Source organism: Pseudomonas sp. A214 (assembly GCF_900156295.1).
Classification (GTDB): Bacteria; Pseudomonadota; Gammaproteobacteria; order Pseudomonadales; family Pseudomonadaceae; genus Aquipseudomonas; species Aquipseudomonas rhizophila.
Map to the genome: position 1 here is coordinate 5603061 of NZ_LT707062.1, position 19036 is coordinate 5622096.

18 protein-coding genes are annotated in these 19036 nt (G+C 62.0%); 11 read left to right on the forward strand and 7 right to left on the reverse strand.

The genetic code is table 11. The features are described 5' to 3' along the window. Positions 1-27: 27 nt before the first annotated feature. From dapD to BW979_RS25085, 3 genes are all read left to right on the forward strand, one after another. Positions 28-1062, forward strand: a complete 1035-nt coding sequence (gene dapD / locus BW979_RS25075; protein WP_076386193.1) for a 2,3,4,5-tetrahydropyridine-2,6-dicarboxylate N-succinyltransferase — start codon at positions 28-30, stop codon at positions 1060-1062. A 76-nt stretch (positions 1063-1138) separates the two neighbouring features. Further along, on the forward strand, positions 1139-2344 hold the full coding sequence (locus BW979_RS25080; protein WP_076386194.1) for an aminotransferase class V-fold PLP-dependent enzyme: 1206 nt from the start codon (positions 1139-1141) through the stop codon (positions 2342-2344). Further along, positions 2341-2745 carry a SufE family protein gene (locus BW979_RS25085; protein WP_047227552.1) on the forward strand — a complete coding sequence of 135 codons (405 nt, stop codon included), beginning with the start codon at positions 2341-2343 and terminating at the stop codon, positions 2743-2745. The genes BW979_RS25080 and BW979_RS25085 overlap by 4 nt, the downstream gene beginning before the upstream one ends. A 117-nt stretch (positions 2746-2862) precedes the next feature. Here BW979_RS25085 and tcdA read toward each other — a convergent pair whose 3' ends face one another. Then, positions 2863-3675, reverse strand: a complete 813-nt coding sequence (gene tcdA, locus BW979_RS25090; protein WP_003198205.1) for a tRNA cyclic N6-threonylcarbamoyladenosine(37) synthase TcdA — start codon at positions 3673-3675, stop codon at positions 2863-2865. A 399-nt stretch (positions 3676-4074) separates the two neighbouring features. Here tcdA and dapE point away from each other — a divergent pair, with 399 nt between their 5' ends. The 3 genes from dapE (at position 4075) to BW979_RS25105 (ending at position 6495) form a co-directional block, all read left to right on the forward strand. Then, positions 4075-5226 (forward strand): succinyl-diaminopimelate desuccinylase, encoded by a 1152-nt coding sequence (gene dapE, locus BW979_RS25095; RefSeq protein WP_047227551.1) that lies wholly within the window; start codon positions 4075-4077, stop codon positions 5224-5226. After that, positions 5226-6035 (forward strand): putative RNA methyltransferase, encoded by an 810-nt coding sequence (locus BW979_RS25100; protein ID WP_076386196.1) that lies wholly within the window; start codon positions 5226-5228, stop codon positions 6033-6035. The genes dapE and BW979_RS25100 overlap by 1 nt, the downstream gene beginning before the upstream one ends. 82 nt (positions 6036-6117) lie before the next feature. After that, entirely contained in the window at positions 6118-6495 is a 378-nt protein-coding gene (locus BW979_RS25105; RefSeq protein WP_047227549.1) for a hypothetical protein, read from the forward strand. A gap of 177 nt (positions 6496-6672) precedes the next feature. Here BW979_RS25105 and BW979_RS25110 read toward each other — a convergent pair whose 3' ends face one another. Next, on the reverse strand, positions 6673-6882 hold the full coding sequence (locus BW979_RS25110) for a cold-shock protein (RefSeq protein ID WP_003184959.1): 210 nt from the start codon (positions 6880-6882) through the stop codon (positions 6673-6675). 226 nt (positions 6883-7108) lie between these two features. Here BW979_RS25110 and plsB point away from each other — a divergent pair, with 226 nt between their 5' ends. Genes plsB through BW979_RS25125 form a run of 3 tightly spaced genes read left to right on the forward strand, consistent with a single transcriptional unit; the run spans position 7109 to position 10782 of the window. Beyond that, entirely contained in the window at positions 7109-9610 is a 2502-nt protein-coding gene (plsB, locus tag BW979_RS25115) for a glycerol-3-phosphate 1-O-acyltransferase PlsB (protein WP_076386197.1), read from the forward strand. 51 nt (positions 9611-9661) lie between these two features. Beyond that, positions 9662-10060, forward strand: coding sequence for a YbaY family lipoprotein (locus BW979_RS25120; RefSeq protein WP_076386198.1), 399 nt, complete (start codon positions 9662-9664; stop codon positions 10058-10060). Between the two features lie 32 nt (positions 10061-10092). Then, positions 10093-10782, forward strand: coding sequence for a DUF4197 domain-containing protein (locus BW979_RS25125; RefSeq protein WP_076386199.1), 690 nt, complete (start codon positions 10093-10095; stop codon positions 10780-10782). 136 nt (positions 10783-10918) lie between these two features. Here BW979_RS25125 and BW979_RS25130 read toward each other — a convergent pair whose 3' ends face one another. Together BW979_RS25130 and BW979_RS25135 are read right to left on the reverse strand one after the other, a co-directional pair. After that, positions 10919-13984: an efflux RND transporter permease subunit gene (locus BW979_RS25130; RefSeq protein ID WP_076386200.1), complete on the reverse strand. Its 3066-nt coding sequence runs from the start codon at positions 13982-13984 to the stop codon at positions 10919-10921. 6 nt (positions 13985-13990) lie between these two features. Further along, positions 13991-15091: an efflux RND transporter periplasmic adaptor subunit gene (locus BW979_RS25135; RefSeq protein WP_047227544.1), complete on the reverse strand. Its 1101-nt coding sequence runs from the start codon at positions 15089-15091 to the stop codon at positions 13991-13993. A gap of 94 nt (positions 15092-15185) precedes the next feature. Here BW979_RS25135 and BW979_RS25140 point away from each other — a divergent pair, with 94 nt between their 5' ends. Then, complete coding sequence (locus tag BW979_RS25140) at positions 15186-15821, forward strand: TetR/AcrR family transcriptional regulator (protein WP_076386201.1); 636 nt, start codon at positions 15186-15188, stop codon at positions 15819-15821. A 156-nt stretch (positions 15822-15977) separates the two neighbouring features. Here BW979_RS25140 and BW979_RS25145 read toward each other — a convergent pair whose 3' ends face one another. Continuing rightward, the gene (locus BW979_RS25145; protein WP_047227542.1) at positions 15978-16760 is read right to left on the reverse strand and encodes a class I SAM-dependent methyltransferase; all 783 of its coding nucleotides are present in this window, start codon (positions 16758-16760) and stop codon (positions 15978-15980) included. A 108-nt stretch (positions 16761-16868) separates the two neighbouring features. Between BW979_RS25145 and BW979_RS25150 the strand changes: the two genes are divergently transcribed. Beyond that, positions 16869-17489 (forward strand): hypothetical protein, encoded by a 621-nt coding sequence (locus BW979_RS25150; RefSeq protein ID WP_047227541.1) that lies wholly within the window; start codon positions 16869-16871, stop codon positions 17487-17489. Position 17490: 1 nt separating this feature from the next. Here BW979_RS25150 and BW979_RS25155 read toward each other — a convergent pair whose 3' ends face one another. Further along, a complete protein-coding gene (locus BW979_RS25155) occupies positions 17491-18189 on the reverse strand; it encodes an extensin-like domain-containing protein (RefSeq protein WP_047227540.1) in 699 nt (232 codons plus the stop codon). Between the two features lie 16 nt (positions 18190-18205). After that, a complete protein-coding gene (locus BW979_RS25160) occupies positions 18206-19027 on the reverse strand; it encodes an isocitrate lyase/PEP mutase family protein (protein ID WP_076386202.1) in 822 nt (273 codons plus the stop codon). Between the last annotated feature and the right edge of the window lie 9 nt (positions 19028-19036).

Sequence of the window (19036 nt, forward strand, 5' to 3'; positions counted from 1 at the left end):
CCCAGTCCATTTTGTAGAGGTAATTTCATGTCCAATACTCTGTTCAGCCTGGCCTTCGGTGTCGGCACGCAAAACCGTCAAGGTAGCTGGCTGGAAGTGTTCTACGCCCAACCGTTGCTCAACCCTTCGGCCGAGATCGTCAAGGCCATCGCGCCGATTCTGGGCTATAGCGAAGGCAACCAGGCCATCACCTTCACCACCGCACAGGCTTCGCAACTGGCTGACGCGCTCAAGGGCGTCGATGCCGCGCAAGCCGCGCTGCTGACCCGTCTGGCCGAGAGCCACAAGCCGCTGGTCGCCACTCTGCTGGCTGAAGACGCCCCACTGAGCTCCACGCCCGAGGCCTACCTCAAGCTGCATCTGTTGTCGCACCGTCTGGTCAAGCCTCACGGCCTGAACCTGACCAGTATTTTCCCGCTGCTGCCGAACGTGGCCTGGACCAGCCAGGGCGCAATCGACCTGGGCGAACTGGCCGAGCACCAGCTCGAAGCCCGTCTGCGCGGCGAGCTGCTGGAAGTGTTCTCGGTGGACAAGTTCCCGAAAATGACTGACTACGTGGTCCCGGCCGGCGTGCGTATCGCCGATGCCGCACGGATCCGCCTGGGCGCCTACGTGGGCGAAGGCACCACAGTGATGCACGAAGGTTTCGTCAACTTCAACGCCGGCACCGAAGGGCCGGGCATGATCGAAGGCCGTGTATCGGCTGGCGTATTCGTTGGCAAGGGGTCTGACCTGGGCGGCGGTTGCTCGACCATGGGCACCCTGTCGGGCGGCGGCAACATCGTGATCAAGGTCGGTGAAGGCTGCCTGATCGGTGCCAACGCCGGCATCGGCATTCCGCTGGGCGACCGCAACACCGTGGAGTCGGGCCTGTACGTGACCGCCGGCACCAAGGTGGCGCTGCTGGACGAGAACAACCAACTGGTCAAGGTGGTCAAGGCCCGCGAGCTGGCCGGCCAGCCCGATCTGCTGTTCCGCCGCAACTCCGAGACCGGCGCGGTGGAATGCAAAACCCATAAATCGGCCATCGAGCTGAACGAAGCACTGCACGCCCACAACTAAGCCGCTTCACACCATCACCTGTGGGAGCAACCTTGCTCCCACAGGGTCCGGCGTAACTCCAGCAGGGCCCGAAAGCATGTTGATTCCCTCTCCCTGGCGCGCCGATTTCCCGGCCATCGCCGCCTTGCAACGGCAAGGCCAGACCTACCTGGACAACGCCGCCACCACGCAAAAACCCCAAGCCCTGCTGGACGCCCTGGCGCATTACTACGCCAATGGCGCGGCCAACGTGCACCGCGCACAGCATCTGCCGGGCGCCCATGCGACCCAGGCATTCGAAGACAGCCGACTCAAAGTGTCGCAATGGCTCAATGCCGGGGATTGCGGGCAAATCGTCTTCACCCATGGCGCCACTTCGGCGCTGAATCTTCTGGCCTATGGGCTGGAACATCTTTTCAATCCGGGCGATGAAATCGTCATCAGTGCCCTGGAACACCACGCCAACCTGCTGCCGTGGCAACAACTGGCCGAGCGTCGTGCGCTGACGCTGGTGGTGTTGCCGCTGGGTGCCGACGGGGTGATCGATATCAGCGCCGCCGCCGAACTGATCGGCCCACGTACGCGCCTGCTGGCGGTGAGCCAGCTGTCCAACGTGCTGGGCACCTGGCAGCCCTTGCCAGCGCTATTGGCCCTGGCCAAGGCCCAAGGCGCGCTGACGGTGATCGATGGCGCCCAGGGCGTGGTTCATGGCCGTCACGATGTGGAGGCACTGGGCTGCGACTTTTATGTATTTTCCAGCCACAAGCTCTATGGCCCCGAAGGACTGGGCGTGTTGTTCGGCCGCACCGAAGCGCTTCATCAACTGCGTCATTGGCAGTTCGGCGGCGAGATGGTGCAACAGGCCGACTACCACAGTGCCACGTTCCGTCCGGCGCCACTGGGCTTCGAAGCCGGCACGCCGCCGATTGCCAGTGTGATCGGCCTGGGCGCGACCCTCGACTACCTGTCCGGCCTCGACCCGCAGGCAGTCAGCGACCATGAAACTGCACTGCATGACTACCTGCTCCACGGGCTGCTGGCGCGCAATGGCGTCCGCCTGGTGGGCAATCCGAGCCTGGCCCTGGTCAGCTTCGTGGTCGAAGGCGTGCACAACGCCGACCTGGCCCACTTGCTGACCGAACAAGGCATCGCTGTACGCGCCGGGCATCACTGCGCCATGCCGCTGTTCAAACATCTGAAGCTGTCGGGGGCGATTCGCGTGTCGCTGGCGCTGTACAACGACTCCGCCGATATCGAACGCTTCTTCGAGGCTCTGGACCAGGCCCTGGAGATGCTCCGATGAGCCTGCCGGCCGACGCGGCCACAGCGCTGCAAGTGTTTCAGGACGCATCGGGTTGGGAACAACGCGCCCGGCTACTGATGCAATGGGGCGAGCGCCTGCCGCCCTTGAGCGATGCGGATAAGTGCGACGCCAATCTCGTCCATGGTTGTGAAAGTCAGGTGTGGTTGGTGGGACGGCTGCAGGACGGACATTGGCAGTTTGCCGCCAGCAGCGATGCGCGGTTGATTCGTGGGCTGGTGGCGTTGCTGCTGGCGCGGGTCAACGGCTTGTCGGCTGACGAGTTGCAGCAGGTGGATTTGCCGGGGTGGTTCAATCAGTTGGGATTGTCACGGCAGTTGTCGCCTTCGCGCAGCAATGGTTTGAATGCGGTGTTGAAGCGGATGCTTGAGTTGACTGAATGATCGCCATCGCGAGCAGGCTCGCTCCCACAGGGGATCCGTGTCGTACACAAAACTTGTGTTCCATGAGATCCAATGTGGGAGCGAGCCTGCTCGCGATGAGGCCATCAGCCCCAGTGCTCAAACCTGAGGCTTAACCCGGTCCGCCGGCCGCCGCACACCCGCCACAATCTTATCCACAGCCTTGGTCGCCGCGACCATGCCGAACGTCGCCGTGACCATCATCACCGCACCAAACCCGCCAGCACAGTCGAGCTTGACGCCATCGCCGACAAAGCTCTTCTGCAAGCAAATGCTGCCGTCCGGTTTCGGGTAGCGCAGTTGCTCGGTGGAGAACACGCAGGGCACGCTGTAATGGCGGGTCACGGTACGGGAAAAACCGTAATCGCGGCGCAGGGTGGAACGCACTTTCGAGGCCAGCGGGTCGTTGAACGTGCGGTTCAAGTCGCACACCTGGATCAACGTCGGGTCGATCTGCCCACCCGCGCCGCCGGTGGTGATGATCTGGATCTTGCGGCGTTTGCACCAGGCGATCAGCGCCGCCTTGGCGTTGACGCTGTCGATGCAGTCGATCACGCAGTCAATGTTCGGCGTGATGTATTCGGCCATGGTGTCGCGGGTGACGAAATCCGCCACGGCATGCACCGTGCAGTCGGGGTTGATGCCGCGCAGGCGCTCGGCCATCACCTCGACCTTGGGTTTGCCGACGGTGCTGTCCAGGGCGTGCAGTTGGCGGTTGGCATTGCTGACGCAGACATCATCCAGGTCGAACAGCGAAATCTCGCCCACGCCGCAACGGGCGATGGCTTCCGCCGCCCAGGAACCGACGCCGCCCACCCCGACAATCGCCACATGGGCCGCCCGCAAGCGCTCCAGGCCTTCGATGCCATACAAACGGGCGATACCGGCAAACCGTGGATCTTCTGTACTCATGACCATTACCCCAAAAACCGGCGCGCATTATAGGGCTTTGCTGCGGCAATTCGAGCCGGTCGCGAAATGAATCCGACCAATTTCCCTTGTGGGAGCGAGCTTGCTCGCGATAGCGGTGTGTCAGTCAATATTGATGCGGCTGATCCGACGCCATCGCGAGCAATCTCGCTCCCACAGGTTTCGTGGTCCAACTGACCAGCACCAGGGGCCCACCGGGGTCGTTTTGCTATAAGATAACCGCCATTTTGTAAGCCTCGACCGAATACAATCCAACGGTCGAACTCAGGACCTGTGGGAGCGGGCTTGCTCGCGAAGGCGTCATCACTGACGCTAAAAGCTTCGCGAGCAAGCCGGCTCCCACATGGACTGTGATCTCCTTTCCAGCTTTCGGAGTTTTCCATGACGGCCCACGCCGACCTCTCGCCGACCCTGCAACTCGCCTGCGACCTGATCCGCCGTCCGTCCGTGACGCCGGTGGATGCCGATTGCCAGAAACTGATGATGCAGCGCCTGGGCAGCGCGGGCTTTACGCTCGAACCGATGCGCATCGAGGATGTGGATAACTTCTGGGCCAGCCATGGCAAGCATGACGGCCCGGTGCTGTGTTTCGCCGGGCACACCGACGTGGTGCCGACCGGTCCGGTGCAAGCCTGGCAGCTCGACCCGTTCGATGCGGTCATCGATGAACACGGCATGCTCTGTGGCCGTGGCGCGGCAGACATGAAAGGCAGCCTGGCGGCTATGGTGGTGGCAGCGGAACGGTTTGTCGCCGACTACCCGGACCACAAAGGCTCGATCACCTTTTTGATCACCAGCGACGAAGAAGGCCCGGCCCACCACGGCACCAAGGCCGTGGTCGAGCGCCTCAAGGCCCGCCAGGAACGCCTGGACTGGTGCATCGTTGGCGAGCCGTCGAGCACCACCCTGGTGGGTGACGTGGTCAAGAACGGTCGTCGCGGCTCCCTCGGCGCCAAGCTGACGGTGCGCGGCAAGCAAGGCCACGTGGCCTATCCGCACCTGGCGAAGAACCCCATCCACCTGGCCGCGCCGGCCCTGGCAGAGTTGGCCGCCGAGCATTGGGACCACGGCAACGACTTCTTCCCGCCCACCAGTTTCCAGATTTCCAACCTCAACGCCGGCACTGGCGCGACCAACGTGATCCCTGGCGACCTGGTGGCGGTGTTCAACTTCCGCTTCTCTACCGAGTCCACCGTCGAAGGCTTGCAAAAACGCGTCGCCGATATCCTCGACAAGCATCAACTGGACTGGCACATCGATTGGGCGTTGTCGGGCCTGCCATTCCTCACCGAACCAGGCGCGTTGCTGGATGCCGTGTCTTCGAGCATCAAGGATGTCACCGGTCGCGAGACAAAAGCCTCCACCAGCGGTGGCACCTCCGATGGCCGCTTCATCGCCACCATGGGCACCCAAGTGGTGGAACTGGGGCCGGTCAACGCGACCATCCACCAGGTCAACGAGCGCGTGCTGGCGGCCGATCTCGACGTACTGACCGAGATCTACTACAAGACGCTGATCAAGTTGCTCGCCTGATGCTCGCCTGCCCGATCTGCAGTGAACCGCTGAACGCGGTGGACAACGGCGTGGTGTGCCCGGCCGGCCATCGCTTCGACCGCGCGCGGCAGGGTTACCTGAACCTGCTGCCGGTGCAGCACAAGAACAGCCGCGATCCCGGCGACAACCAGGCGATGGTCGAAGCCCGCCGCGACTTCCTCAACGCCGGGCATTACGCCCCTGTCGCCCGGCGCCTGGCCGAACTGGCCGCCGAGCGCGCGCCCGGTCGCTGGCTGGACATCGGCTGTGGCGAGGGCTACTACACCGCGCAGATCGCGCAAGCCTTGCCGGATGCCGATGGCTACGCCCTGGACATCTCCCGCGAGGCGGTCAAACGCGCCTGCAAACGCGATCCACGGCTGACCTGGTTGATCGCCAGCATGGCCCGCGTACCGCTGGCGGACGGCTGCTGCCAGTTTCTGGCCAGCGTGTTCAGCCCGCTGGACTGGCAGGAGGCCAAACGCCTGCTCAGCCCCGGTGGCGGCCTGATGAAGGTCGGCCCGACCAGCGGCCACCTGATGGAATTGCGCGAGCGACTGTACGACGAAGTGCGCCAGTACACGGATGACAAACACCTGGCCCTGGTGCCGTCGGGCATGGTGCTCGATCACAGCGAAACCCTCGAGTTCAAGCTCACACTCATAAGTGGCCAGGACCGCGCCAACCTGTTGGCGATGACGCCCCACGGCTGGCGCGCCAGTGCCGAACGCCGCGCCAGCGTGATCGAGCAGGCCGAGCCGTTCGAGGTCACGGTGTCGATGCGCTACGATTATTTCGTTCTTCAATAACTTTTAATTCCCGGCCTCGGGCAACCGCCAGAGGCCAGTTAAATCCGCGAATGGATTTTTCAAGACCGCAGTGAGGACATCCATGCGCCAACCCGATATCGAGATTTACCTCAAAGACGCCGACGTCGATCACAAGGCCATTGCCGCGTGGCTCGGCCAGGCCCTGGGCCCGTGCAGCGACTGGGTCCAGAAAGGCCAGACTTACAAGTGCAAGGCCGGCGATATCCCGGTGACCTGGCTACCCAAGGCTGTGGGTAAATGGAACAGCCTGTACCTGGAAAGCGACCAGACCCCGTGGGAAGACGACATCGCCTGCGCCCGTGCAGCCTTTGCCGCGCTGAACGTCGAAGTGCGCTGCGCACCTGGGTCGTGGGTGGAGGAAGAAGGTGAAGAGTCGGCGGATCGCTGGATTCGCATCAGCGCCGATGGGGAAGAAGAGATTACCTGGAAGACGGCGTGACTATCTGAGGGCCACCCTCGCGATGCCCGCCGCAGATACAAAGGTAAAAGCACAACCCATGTGGGAGCGAGCCTGCTCGCGATAGCGGTAGATCAGCCAGATTAGAAGTGACTGACACACCGCTATCGCGAGCAGGCTCGCTCCCACAAGGGGTTTTGTGTCGCCAGTGAATGCGGGTTACAACCCCACCACATCCTCAGCCTGCAAGCCCTTCTGCCCTTCCACCACCGCGTACTCGACCTGCTGGCCTTCAGTCAGAGAACGATGGCCTTCGCCACGGATCGCGCGGTAATGCACGAATACATCCGCCCCGCCTTCACGCTGGATGAAGCCGTAGCCTTTGGCGTCGTTGAACCACTTCACATTGCCGGTTTCGCGTGCTGCCATGATTGCTCACTCCCATTTTTATTTTTAAGTCGGCCTTTCGATAGAAAGCCGTACGATCTTCGCCGCCGTCCGGCCGTCCACGAGGAAGGCAGAGGCAGTCAGCCGCCCGAGTATATGACAGACGTAAAAACTCTCAACTGACTTTACTTCGGCGCTTTTTTGCCGATTTTCGACGAATCCGGCACACTAGCCGCCGCTTTATCTTATCCACTCATGCAGAAGCCGTATGACCCGTTCCCCGTTCCGCCGTCTTGTGTTTGGCACCCTGCGCCGACTGTTGTACCTCTGGGTTCGCTCCGAGACGATCAATCAGTCGTCCTTCACCCTCAACCTCGACCGCAGTCGTCCGGTGTTCTACGTCCTGCAAAACCCTTCGCTCACCGACCTGGCGGTGCTCGACACCGAGTGCACCAAGGCTGGCCTGCCCCGCCCGGTACTGCCGGTGTCCGTGGGCAACCTGTTGGAACCGGCGGCGTTTTTCTACCTGACCCCGGCACCGGACTGGCTCGGCCGGCAGGACAAACGTGGCGCACCGCCGACCCTGACGCGACTGGTCAATGCCCTGACCCACAACGCCGCCGAAGACGCACAGATCATCCCGGTCAGCGTGTTCTGGGGGCAGTCGCCCGACAGCGAATCCAGCCCGTGGAAACTGTTGTTCGCCGACAGCTGGGCCGTCACTGGCCGGCTACGGCGCTTGCTGAGCATCATGATCCTGGGGCGCAAGACCCGCGTGCAGTTTTCCGCACCGATCCATTTGCGCGAACTGATCGAGCACGACAAGGGCCACGAACGCACCGTGCGCATGGCCCAGCGGATCCTGCGGATACATTTTCGCAACTTGAAAGCGGCGGTCATTGGCCCGGACATTTCCCACCGACGCAACCTGGTCAAGGGGCTGCTGAACCAGCCGCTGGTCAAACAGGCGATTGCCGACGAGGCCGAGCGGGAAAAAATCACCCCGGAAAAAGCCAAGGCCCAGGCGCTGCGTTACGGCAACGAAATCGCCTCGGACTACACCTACACCGCGATCCGTTTCCTGGAAGTGGTGCTGAGCTGGTTCTGGAACAAGATCTACGACGGCATCAAGGTCAACCACATCGAAGGCGTGCAGAAAGTCGCCCAGGGTCACGAAGTCATCTACGTGCCGTGCCACCGCAGCCATATCGACTACCTGCTGCTGTCGTACCTGCTGTTTCGCAACGGCCTGACCCCGCCGCACATCGCCGCCGGCATCAACCTCAACATGCCGGTGATCGGCGGTCTGCTGCGTCGGGGCGGGGCGTTTTTCATGCGTCGCACCTTCAAGGGCAACCCGCTCTATACCGCGGTGTTCAACGAGTACCTGCACACACTGTTCACCAAAGGCTTTCCGGTGGAGTATTTCGTCGAGGGCGGTCGCTCGCGCACCGGACGCATGCTGCAACCCAAAACCGGCATGCTCGCCATCACCTTGCGCAGCTTCCTGCGCTCATCGCGCATGCCCATCGTGTTCGTGCCGGTCTACATCGGCTATGAGCGCGTGCTGGAAGGCCGCACCTACCTGGGTGAACTGCGTGGGGCGAGCAAGAAGAAAGAATCGATCTTCGACATTTTCAAGGTCATCGGTGCCCTCAAGCAGCGCTTCGGCCAAGTAGCGGTGAACTTCGGTGAGCCGATCAAACTGGCGGAGTTTCTCGACGGCGAACAGCCGGGTTGGCGCCAACAGGAGCTGGGCCCGCAATTCAAACCGGCCTGGCTCAACGCAACCACCCACCGCCTCGGCGAGCGGGTGGCCCGGCACCTGAACGAAGCGGCGGCCATCAACCCGGTCAACCTGGTCGCCCTGGCGCTGCTGTCCACCAGCCGCCTGGCCCTGGACGACCGTGCCATGGCCCGGGTGCTGGACCTGTACCTGGCGTTGTTGCGCAAAGTGCCGTACTCGCCTCACACCACCTTGCCCGAGGGCGATGGTCGAGCGCTGATCGAGCACGTCAAAGGCATGCACCTGCTGTCGGAACAGAGCGATGCCCTGGGCAAGATTCTGTATCTGGACGAGCAGAATGCCGTCCTGATGACCTACTACCGCAACAACGTGCTGCACATCTTTGCCCTGCCGGCGTTGCTGGCGAGTTTCTTCCAAAGCACTTCGCGCATGAGCCGCGAACAGATCCTGCGCTACACCCGCGCCTTGTACCCCTACCTGCAATCGGAGCTGTTCATTCGCTGGTCACTGGAAGAACTGGACGCCGTGGTCGACCAATGGCTCGAAGCGTTCGTCGAACAAGGGCTGCTGCGTTTCGAAAAAGACCTGTACCTGCGCCCGGCCCCAAGTTCGCGGCATTTCGTGCTGCTGACCCTGTTGTCCAAGAGCATCGCGCAGACCTTGCAGCGCTTCTACATGACCGTCTCCCTGCTGCTCAACAGCGGCCAGAACAGCATCAGCGCCGAAGAACTGGAAGACCTCTGCACGGTCATGGCCCAACGCCTGTCGATCCTGCACGGCTTGAACGCACCGGAGTTCTTCGACAAGAGCCTGTTCCGGCATTTCATCCAGACAATGCTGGACCTGGACGTACTGCGCCGGGACGAAGCGGGCAAGCTAAGCTATCACGAGCTGCTGGGTGAACTGGCCGAAGGTGCGGCCAAGCGGGTCCTGCCGGCGGAGATCCGTTTGTCGATCCGTCAGGTGGCGTTGCATCGCAGTGAAGATGCGGCAGATCAGGTCATCCCGCTGGTTGCGGACTGACCCCACAGGCGCCAGGTTCTCTCTGGCGCCCTCAATATGGAAATGCCCCCAATGAAAAAGCTTCTTCTCGTCGCCGTTGCCACGTTACTCAGTGCCTGCTCCAGCGCACCGCTGGCGAGCAAAAACAGTCTCGACGGTGAAGTGTTCTACCTGCAGCGCATCGCCCTGCCGCCTACCGCTGTCTTAAGCGTGAGCCTGCAGGATGTGTCCCTGGCCGACGCCCCCGCGGTGGTGCTTGATGAACAGAGCGGTCCGGTCAAGGGCCAGGTCCCGCTGCCGTTTCACCTCAGCTATGATCCGGCCCAGGTCAAACCCGGCCATCGCTATGCCGTGAGCGCGCGCATTGAAGTGGACGGCCAGTTGATGTTCATCACCACCGAACAACACACCGTGCAGCTCAATGGCAAAGATCCACAGCCGCTGAAGATCCGCGTCAACGCCGCCCGCTGATTTCTCTTTCTAATTTTTTCAAGGAAGCTGCCATGCTCCGCTCTACGCTCCGTTTCACCAGCCTGTGCGCCGGCCTGTTGTTCTGCGCCAACACCATGGCCCTGTCCCTGGCCGACCTCTCGCAGAAGGACGCCACCGGCGGCCTCAAGGACGCACTGACCCAGGGCGCCCAAGTAGCCGTCAAGCAGTTGGGCACACCCGGTGGCTTCAGCAACAATCCCGAGGTAAAGATCGAACTGCCGGGCAAGCTCGGTAAAGTCGCCAGCAAGATGAAAGCCTTTGGCATGGGCGATCAGGTCGAACAACTGGAAGCCAGCATGAACCAGGCCGCTGAAGCCGCTGTGGTCCAGGCCCAGCCGATCCTGGTCAATGCCGTGAAGAACATGAGTGTGAGCGATGCCAAGGGGATCCTGAGCGGCGGCAACGATTCCGCCACGCAGTACCTGAACAAGAGCAGCCGCGAGCAGATCCGCGCCAAGTTCCTGCCCATCGTCAAGCAAGCCACCGACAAGGTCGGCCTGGCGCAGAAATACAACACGTTCGCAGGCCAAGCGGCGACCTTCGGCGTGCTGGACGCCAAAAGCGCCAACATCGAAAACTACGTGACCGAACAAGCGCTGGACGGTTTGTTCGAGATGATCGGCAAACAGGAAGCCACCATCCGCCAGAACCCTGCGGCGGCGGCGAGCAGTTTGGCCAAGAAGGTGTTTGGTACGCTCTGAGATTCAGCGCAAAAACACTGTGGGAGCGAGCCTGCTCGCGATAGCGGTATCAGCCATAACATCTGTGTTGACTGATATTCCGCCATCGCGAGCAGGCTCGCTCCCACATTTGATCTTCAGTGCTATCAGGATCGTGTCAGGTCTTCTTGACCCTGAACCACGCCGCATACAACGCCGGCAGGAACAACAGCGTCAACGCCGTCGCCACGATCAGCCCGCCCATGATCGCCACCGCCATCGGGCCAAAGAACAGGCTACGTGACAGCGGAATCATCGCCAGCACCGCCGCCAGCGCGGTGAGCACAATCGGGCGGAACCGTCGCACAGTGGCTTCGATGATCGCCTGCCACGGGGCGAGCCCCGCCTTGATGTCCTGTTCGATCTGGTCCACCAGAATCACCGAGTTGCGCATGATCATCCCCGACAAGGCGATGGTGCCCAACATGGCAACGAAACCGAACGGCTGGCGGAACACCAGCAGGAACAGTGTGACACCGATCAGTCCCAGGGGCGCGGTGAGAAACACCATGGCCGTGCGGGAAAAACTGCGCAATTGCAGCATCAGCAACGTCAGCACCACGACGATGAACAGCGGCACGCCGGCGTTCACCGATTGCTGGCCACGGGCGGCATCCTCTACCGTACCGCCCACTTCCAGCAGATAACCGTCCGGCAGCTCGGCACGAATCGGGGCCAGGGTCGGGAAGATCTGCTGCACCAGGGTCGCCGGTTGTTCCTTGCCATAGATATCAGCCCGCACGGTCACACTTGGCAGGCGATTGCGGTGCCAGATAACGCCTTCTTCGAAGCCGTATTCCAGCGTCGCGATCTGTGACAGCGCAACGCTTGTGCCATTGTCGGTCGGCACCGCCAGGCTCGGCAGCAGGGACAATTCGGTGCGCTCATGCACCGTGCCGCGCAGCAGAATCTCGATCAGTTCGTTGTCTTCCCGGTATTGGCTGACGCTGGAGCCGGTGAGGGAACTGCGCAAAAAGCTCGACAGGTTAGCCGTACTCACGCCCAACGCTCGGGCGCGGTCCTGATCGACGTTCAGGTACACCACCTTGCTCGGCTCTTCCCAATCCAGATGCACATTGGCCACGTAGGGATTTTCACGAACCTTGGTCGCCACTTTCCGGGCCAGGGCCCGGACTTGTTCGATGTGCTCACCGGTCACGCGAAACTGCACCGGATAACCCACTGGCGGGCCATTTTCCAGGCGCGTGACCCGCGAGCGCAGGGCCGGGAACTGCTCGTTCAACGTGGTGATCAACCAGCTGCGCAGGGGCTCGCGGTCTTCGATGGTCTTGGCCAGCACCACGAACTGGGCGAAGCTGGGTGCCGGCAGTTGTTGATCCAGCGGCAGGTAGAAACGCGGTGAACCGGTGCCGACATAAGCCACGTAGTTGTCGATGCCCGCGTGGTCCTTGAGCAGCGCTTCAAGGCGCTTGACCTGCTCGGCGGTGTTGCTCAGGGACGCGCCTTCGGCCAGCTTCAGGTCGACCATCAGCTCAAGTCGCCCCGAGGCCGGGAAGAACTGTTGTGGCACGAAACGGAACAGTGCCACCGAGCCCACAAATAACAGCACAGTCAGCACGATGACGGTTTTGCGCCGCCGCACGCACCACTCCACCAAGCGCCGGACACGCTGGTAGAACGGCGTGCCGTAGGGGTTGAACTGGCCATCAGCGGTGCCGTGTTTGGCGGCATGAATTTTCGCCAGGTCCGGCAACAGTTTCTCACCCAGGTACGGCACGAACACCACCGCGGCCACCCAGGAGGCCAGCAGCGCCAGGGTAACGACCTGGAAAATCGAACGGGTGTACTCACCGGTGCCTGACTGCGCCGTGGCGATCGGCAGGAAACCCGCAGCGGTGATCAGCGTACCGGTGAGCATCGGGAATGCGGTGCTGGTCCAGGCATAGCTGGCGGCCTTGATCCGGTCGAAGCCCTGCTCCATTTTGATCGCCATCATCTCGACCGCGATGATCGCGTCATCCACCAGCAGACCCAACGCCAACACCAGCGCGCCAAGGGAAATCTTGTGCAGGCCGATGCCCAGGTAATACATCGCGGCGAAGGTCATCGCCAGCACCAGCGGAATCGCCAGGGCGACCACCATCCCGGTTCGCAGCCCGAGGGAGAAGAAGCTCACCAGCAACACGATCGTCAGGGCCTCCACCAGCACCTGGACGAACTCGCCAACACCGGTTTTCACCGCCGCCGGCTGGTCCGAGACCTTACGCAATTGCATGCCGGCCGGCAGGTTGTTCTGGATACGGGCAAACTCCGCCTCCAGGGCCTTGCCCAGAATCAGAATGTCGCCGCCGTCCTTCATCGCCACGGCCAGACCAATGGCATCTTCGGCCATGAAGCGCATGCGCGGGGCTGGCGGATCGTTGAAACCGCGATGCACATCCGCGACATCGCCGATACGGAACGTGCGATCAGCGACACGAATGGGAAAGTCGCGGATCTCTTCTACTGTCTGAAAATTTCCCGATACCCGTAGTTGGACTCGCTCGCTGCCGGTTTCGAAAAAGCCTGCGGTCGATATTGCGTTCTGCTCTTCCAACGCCTGCTGGACTGCCGCCAGCGGCACGCCGAGGGTCGCCAGCTTAACGTTCGACAGTTCGATCCAGATTTTCTCGTCCTGCAAACCCAGCAGTTCGACCTTGCCCACATCCTTGACTCGTTGCAGTTGGATCTGGATGCGATCGGCGTAATCCTTGAGCACGCCGTAGTCAAAACCATCGCCAGTCAGCGCATAGATATTGCCGAAGGTGGTGCCGAACTCATCGTTGAAAAACGGCCCCTGGATGCCCGGCGGCAAGGTGTGACGGATGTCACTGACCTTCTTGCGGATCTGGTACCACAACTCGGGAATCTGCGCCGAATGCAGGGAATCGCGAGCCATGAAAGTCACCTGGGATTCGCCCGGGCGGGAGAACGAGACGATTCTTTCGTAATCGCCGGTTTCCATCAGTTTCTTTTCGATGCGTTCGGTGACCTGGCGAGAAACCTCCTCGGCCGTAGCCCCCGGCCAGTTGGTGCGAATGACCATGGCCTTGAAGGTAAACGGCGGGTCTTCGCTCTGGCCGAGCTTGGTGTAGGAAAGCGCGCCGACGATTGCCAGTAGCAACATCAGGAACAGGACGATCTGGCGGTTACGCAGCGCCCATTCGGAAAGATTGAAGCCCATCGGGGATTACTCCTTGGCCGCCAGATTGACCACGCGGTTGGAGCGATCCACCGGCCGCACCTGCTGGCCGTCGAGGAGCACGTGCACACCGGCTGCGACGACCCAGTCATTGGGGCTCAGCCCTTCAAGCACCGGAACGGTTTTTTCGCCAAACGGGCCGACGCGCACCGGGACTTTTTTCAGGGTGTTATTGCCGTTGACTACCCACACGTAAGTGGCGCCGTTCTCGGCGGTGAGTGCAGACAGCGGCACCGACAGCGACACCTGGTCGCCGGTCTGGATAAACACTCGGGCACTCTGGCCCAACTCAGCCGGAACACTGCCGGCGGTGAAGGCAACGCGAGCGGCGAAGGTGCGGGATCTGGGATCGGCGGCTGGCGACAGTTCGCGGATGCGCCCGCTGAAACGCTGATCGGGCTGGCTCCATAACTCCACCGAGACCGGCTGACCAATCTTGAACCGGCCAAAGCCCTGCTCCGGCAGGCTGATCAGCACTTCACGCTCGCCGTCAGTGGCGAGGGTGAAGACCGTTTGACCGGCCGACACCACCTGCCCGACCTCCACGGAACGCCGGGCAACCACGCCATCCTGAGGCGCACGCAGCACCGAGTAACTGGCCTGGTTGCTGGCGACATCGAATTCAGCCTTGATCTGCTTGAGCCGCGCGGCACCGGAGCGGTAGAGGTTTTCTGCGTTGTCGTACTGGGAGCGGCTGACCATCTGCCGCTCCATCAAGGTTTTGTAGCGATCACGTTCAGCGCGCACCAGGTTCAGGTTGGCTTCGGCGGCGGCGACTTGGGCACGGGTAGCTTCCAGCTGCAGGCGCACGTCCTGGGGATCGAGCTCGGCCAGGGGCTGGTTGGCCTTGACTCGCTGGCCCTCTTCGACCAGTCGTCGGCTTACTTTGCCGCCGATGCGAAAGGCCAGGTCTGGCTCGAATCGCGCCCTGACTTCACCCGGATAACTTTCCATCGCCTGGCCCGAAGGCTCTGGCTGCACCACCATGGCGGGGCGCACGGCAAGGGACACGGGTTCGTCCTGACCACACGCAGACAATAAAAAAACCAGGCTCACTGGCAGGGCGAGGGGCAAGGCATAGCGGAACATGGCGAGTGACCTTTCGCTAATGGTGCTTGGAATAATTATACTGACGAGTATGTTATTAATAGCAAACTCACCAGTCCAGTATTAAAAGCGAATAATGTCGAACAATCTTTCACCTCCCAACGGCCCAGGCCGTCCGAAGGATCTGGCCAAGCGCCAGGCCATTCTCGACGCGGCAAAAAAACTCTTCGTCAGCCTGGGGTATGCCAACACCAGCATGGACGCGGTCGCCACCGAGGCCGGTGTGTCGAAGCTGACGGTCTACAGCCACTTCAACGACAAGGAAACGCTGTTTTCCGCTGCCGTGGTGGCTAAGTGTGAAGAGCAAGTGCCGCCGCTTTTCTTCGAATGGCCTGACGGCGTGCCGATCGAACATGTGTTGCTGAACATTGCCCGTGGTTTTCACCAACTGATCAACAGCGACGAATCGGTGAACCTGCATCGGTTGATCATGGCCTTGGGCAGCCAGGACCCGCAGCTGTCGACGATCTTCTTTGAAGCAGGCCCGCAACGGATGCTCTCAGGCATGGAAAGGCTGCTGAACAAGGTCAACCAGAGCGGCGCCCTGAGCATCGACAAACCGCGCAATGCGGCGGAACACTTCTTCTGCCTGATCAAGGGTGCGGCGAATTTCCGCTTGCTGTATGGCTGCGGCGCACCGTTGGAAGCCGCAGCGGCCGAGGCTCATGTCGAGGAAGTGGTGGGGTTGTTTATGCGCGCTTATCGAGCTTAGGCCAGCCACCGTTTTCCTGACTGAACTGGGCCTGTGGGAGCAAAGCTTGCTCGCGATGGCGGCGGCGCGATCTCTCAGCAGACCGTGTCATCGTTCGTCGCGAGCAAGCTTTGCTCCCACGGACATTCTCTTCCCCATAACACCTTCTCCCACAGATCAGGCCTTGAGCGCCTTCTTGGGATAGATGTCGTAGCGGCTGGATTTACCCTCGAGCCCGTGGCTGGGTTTTGGCCCTTCGATGCACGGTGCCTTGCGCGGACGCTTGACCACGACGCGGTGAGTCGCCAGGGCCAGGGCCGCGGCCAACAACGCCGGAGCGTCCAGGTCGTCGCCCACCAGCGGCCGGAACAGGCGCATTTCCTTCTTCACCAGGGCCGTTTTCTCACGATGAGGGAACATCGGGTCCAGGTAGATCACCTGGGGCGGCTCGCCTTGCCAGTTGCGCATCACCTCGATGGAATTGCCCTTGAGCAACCGCATGCGGGCGACGATCGGCGCCACGTCGAAGTCCTCCGCGCCTCGGGCCAGGCCATCCTCAAGCAATGCGCCGATCAGCGGCTGGCGCTCGATCAGGCTCATTTCACAGCCCAGGCTGGCCAGCACAAACGCATCCTTGCCCAACCCGGCCGTAGCATCCAGCACACGCGGACGTACGCCCTGGGCCACACCGACGGCTTTGGCGATCATCTGGCCGCTACCGCCGCCGTACAAGCGGCGATGGGCCGCGCCGCCTTCGACGAAGTCCACCCGCACCGGTCCCGGCGCATCCGGCCCCAGTTGCTGCAATTGCAACCCCTGCTCACCGACCTGCAAGGCAAACTCGCCATCGTCCACCTGCAACGGCAGGTCAAGGCGCTGTGCCCAGTGCTCGGCCTGCGGCTGGAAGGCCGGGGCCAGGGCCTCAACATGGATGCGGCAGGCCGCGGGTTGATCACTCATGGAAGTTGTTCATTCTTGGAAACATGCTCAAAAAATTAAGGATCGGCAAAAACGGCCGATAACAACGGTGAACGGCATTTTGCCAGAGCTGAGCGTCGACCGAGAAAAATGTCAGACATTCAATCCACATCGATAGGCGTCATCTCCCCTTACGGCGATTACAGCCTGCGCAACACCCAAGCCCTGAGCGGCGTCAGTCACCTGTGGCAGGATTTTTTTGCCCGGGCCCTGGCCGATCAACTGGGTGATAACGCACCGGCGCCTGGCAGCTACCAGCCAGTTGCCCTCGATGCGGCTGTTGAACCGACCCTCGGCGCCGAATTGCTCGAGCACATTGTCAGCCAGCGCAACTGCCAAGTGACAGAAACCCAAGTCAAACCGCCTGAGCCGCTGTTCCTGCCAATCGCTGAATTTGAACTCGACCTGCTGGACAAACCCTTCCCGCCGTTCCCGCCGGAAGAAATCGCCACCCAGCAAAAACAGCAGACCTTCGAAAGCAACTGGGTTCGCCCTCTGGTGCTTGCCGCCGGCCAACCGCTGCCAGAACCGGGACCTGCGCCTCAGCCACGTCCACTGCACCTGCCGATTGCCGAATTCGAACTGGACCTGCTGGACAAGCCGTTCCCGCCGTTCCCGGAAGAGGAACTGGTGGCACAGCAGAAGCAACTGGACTTCGATACCCGCTGGGCACGCCCGATCGTGTTGCAGAACCTGCGCATCGCCGCCTGAATCAACGGCAAATCCACCACGGCCCGACATCCAGATGAAAATGGTTGCGGTGCGCCGCGTTGTAATCCGGACTCAAGACCACATTGAACACGTCACAGGCACCGTCGCGCACCTGGCGCAGGAATTGGGCGTGGGTGTTGTCCTTCGGCCAGTCCTTGAGCACGTTCACGCGACGGCCGTCCGCCAGGCGAAACCCGGCGATATCCAGCGCACTGGCCGTGGCATGCTGGCTGCGCGCCCCGCTCTCCCGACCGTACATATTGCGACAGGCGAAACTGCCCAGATGATCGACCTGCACCACTTCCTGCCCATAGGTCGCCAGCGCCGCCGGCTGCAGCGCGTGACGTTCAAACAAGGCGAACGCCACCGCCAGCGGGCAACTGGCCAGGAAGCTGCTGCTCAACGCCACCTCGCCGCCCTGCACCCTCAGCACATTGCTCAGCGGGCAACTGGCCTGGGGACTGCTGTCGGCCTGGCGAGTGGCCCGCAGCCCCGAGGTCGCGAGCGCCTGGTCGCATAACTGCGGATCGTTGCGCAGGGCCATGAGTTTGTAACGGGTCAGCAGGTTCGGCGGCGCATTGACGTCCAGGGGCGCCCAGGGATTCCATTGTGGCGGCACCGACAGCCAACCGCGCCATACCCCCAGCACTGCGACGCCAACAACCAGCACCAATAGCGTAAAACCTTTCAAAACCCGCACGACAATGCCTCGGGCCTCAACCCTTGAATAATTGGTTGGCCTGGTTGAAGGGCATCGAACGACGGGTGAAGGTGAACGAGCCCTGTTCGCGGATTTCCTCGGCGGCGCGGAAAAACTCGCCATACGCCGCCAGGGCCAGCGCGGACCCGACACTGATGCGCTTGACGCCCATCTCGCTCAGCTGCGCAACCGTCAGGTCCAGCGCCCCGGACATCAACACATTCACCGGTTTCGGCGCCACCGCCCGGACCACCGCCAGCACCTGCTCGGCCGAGCTCAAGCCTGGGGCATACAGCACGTCGGCACCGGCATCGGCGAACGCCTTCAGGCGGGCAAGGGTGTCATCCAGGTCGGGCTTGCCGTGCAGAAAATTCTCCGCCCGGGCGGTCAGCACAAAGGGATACGGCAGACTGCGCACCGCGTCAGCCGCAGCTTTAACCCGCGCCACGGCATGCTCGAAGCCATAGATCGGGCTGTCTTCGCGCCCTGTGGCATCTTCGATCGAGCCACCCACCGCGCCGGCCTGCGCCGCGCGGATCAGGCTGCTGGCGCACGCCTCGGGGGCATCGGCGAAGCCGTTCTCCAGATCGACCGCCACTGGCAAGTCAGTGGCCGCCACAATCGCCCGGACATTGGCCAGGGTGTCATCCAGCCCCGCGGCACCATCGGGCCGTCCCAAGGAAAAAGCGTAACCGGCACTGGTGGTGGCCAGGGCCTCGAAGCCGAGACTGGCAAGCATCTTTGCCGAACCGGCGTCCCACGGGTTGGGAATGACGAACGCGCCTTCGCGTTCATGCAAGGCTTTGAAGGCCTGGGCTCGACGGGTTTGCGCATCCATGGAAATCAC

Bases quoted from the DNA above. Each gene is read 5' to 3' on its own strand.
- BW979_RS25150 (WP_047227541.1), top strand. From the start codon at position 16,869: ATGTCAGACATTCAATCCACATCGATAGGCGTCATCTCCCCTTACGGC.
- BW979_RS25105 (WP_047227549.1), top strand. From the start codon at position 6,118: ATGCGCCAACCCGATATCGAGATTTACCTCAAAGACGCCGACGTCGAT.
- BW979_RS25100 (WP_076386196.1), top strand. From the start codon at position 5,226: ATGCTCGCCTGCCCGATCTGCAGTGAACCGCTGAACGCGGTGGACAAC.
- BW979_RS25140 (WP_076386201.1), top strand. From the start codon at position 15,186: ATGTCGAACAATCTTTCACCTCCCAACGGCCCAGGCCGTCCGAAGGAT.
- BW979_RS25110 (WP_003184959.1), bottom strand. From the start codon at position 6,882: ATGGCAGCACGCGAAACCGGCAATGTGAAGTGGTTCAACGACGCCAAA.
- BW979_RS25085 (WP_047227552.1), top strand. From the start codon at position 2,341: ATGAGCCTGCCGGCCGACGCGGCCACAGCGCTGCAAGTGTTTCAGGAC.
- BW979_RS25135 (WP_047227544.1), bottom strand. From the start codon at position 15,091: ATGTTCCGCTATGCCTTGCCCCTCGCCCTGCCAGTGAGCCTGGTTTTT.
- dapD (WP_076386193.1), top strand. From the start codon at position 28: ATGTCCAATACTCTGTTCAGCCTGGCCTTCGGTGTCGGCACGCAAAAC.
- BW979_RS25160 (WP_076386202.1), bottom strand. From the start codon at position 19,027: ATGGATGCGCAAACCCGTCGAGCCCAGGCCTTCAAAGCCTTGCATGAA.
- BW979_RS25130 (WP_076386200.1), bottom strand. From the start codon at position 13,984: ATGGGCTTCAATCTTTCCGAATGGGCGCTGCGTAACCGCCAGATCGTC.
- tcdA (WP_003198205.1), bottom strand. From the start codon at position 3,675: ATGAGTACAGAAGATCCACGGTTTGCCGGTATCGCCCGTTTGTATGGC.
- BW979_RS25145 (WP_047227542.1), bottom strand. From the start codon at position 16,760: ATGAGTGATCAACCCGCGGCCTGCCGCATCCATGTTGAGGCCCTGGCC.
- BW979_RS25120 (WP_076386198.1), top strand. From the start codon at position 9,662: ATGAAAAAGCTTCTTCTCGTCGCCGTTGCCACGTTACTCAGTGCCTGC.
- BW979_RS25080 (WP_076386194.1), top strand. From the start codon at position 1,139: ATGTTGATTCCCTCTCCCTGGCGCGCCGATTTCCCGGCCATCGCCGCC.
- BW979_RS25125 (WP_076386199.1), top strand. From the start codon at position 10,093: ATGCTCCGCTCTACGCTCCGTTTCACCAGCCTGTGCGCCGGCCTGTTG.
- plsB (WP_076386197.1), top strand. From the start codon at position 7,109: ATGACCCGTTCCCCGTTCCGCCGTCTTGTGTTTGGCACCCTGCGCCGA.
- dapE (WP_047227551.1), top strand. From the start codon at position 4,075: ATGACGGCCCACGCCGACCTCTCGCCGACCCTGCAACTCGCCTGCGAC.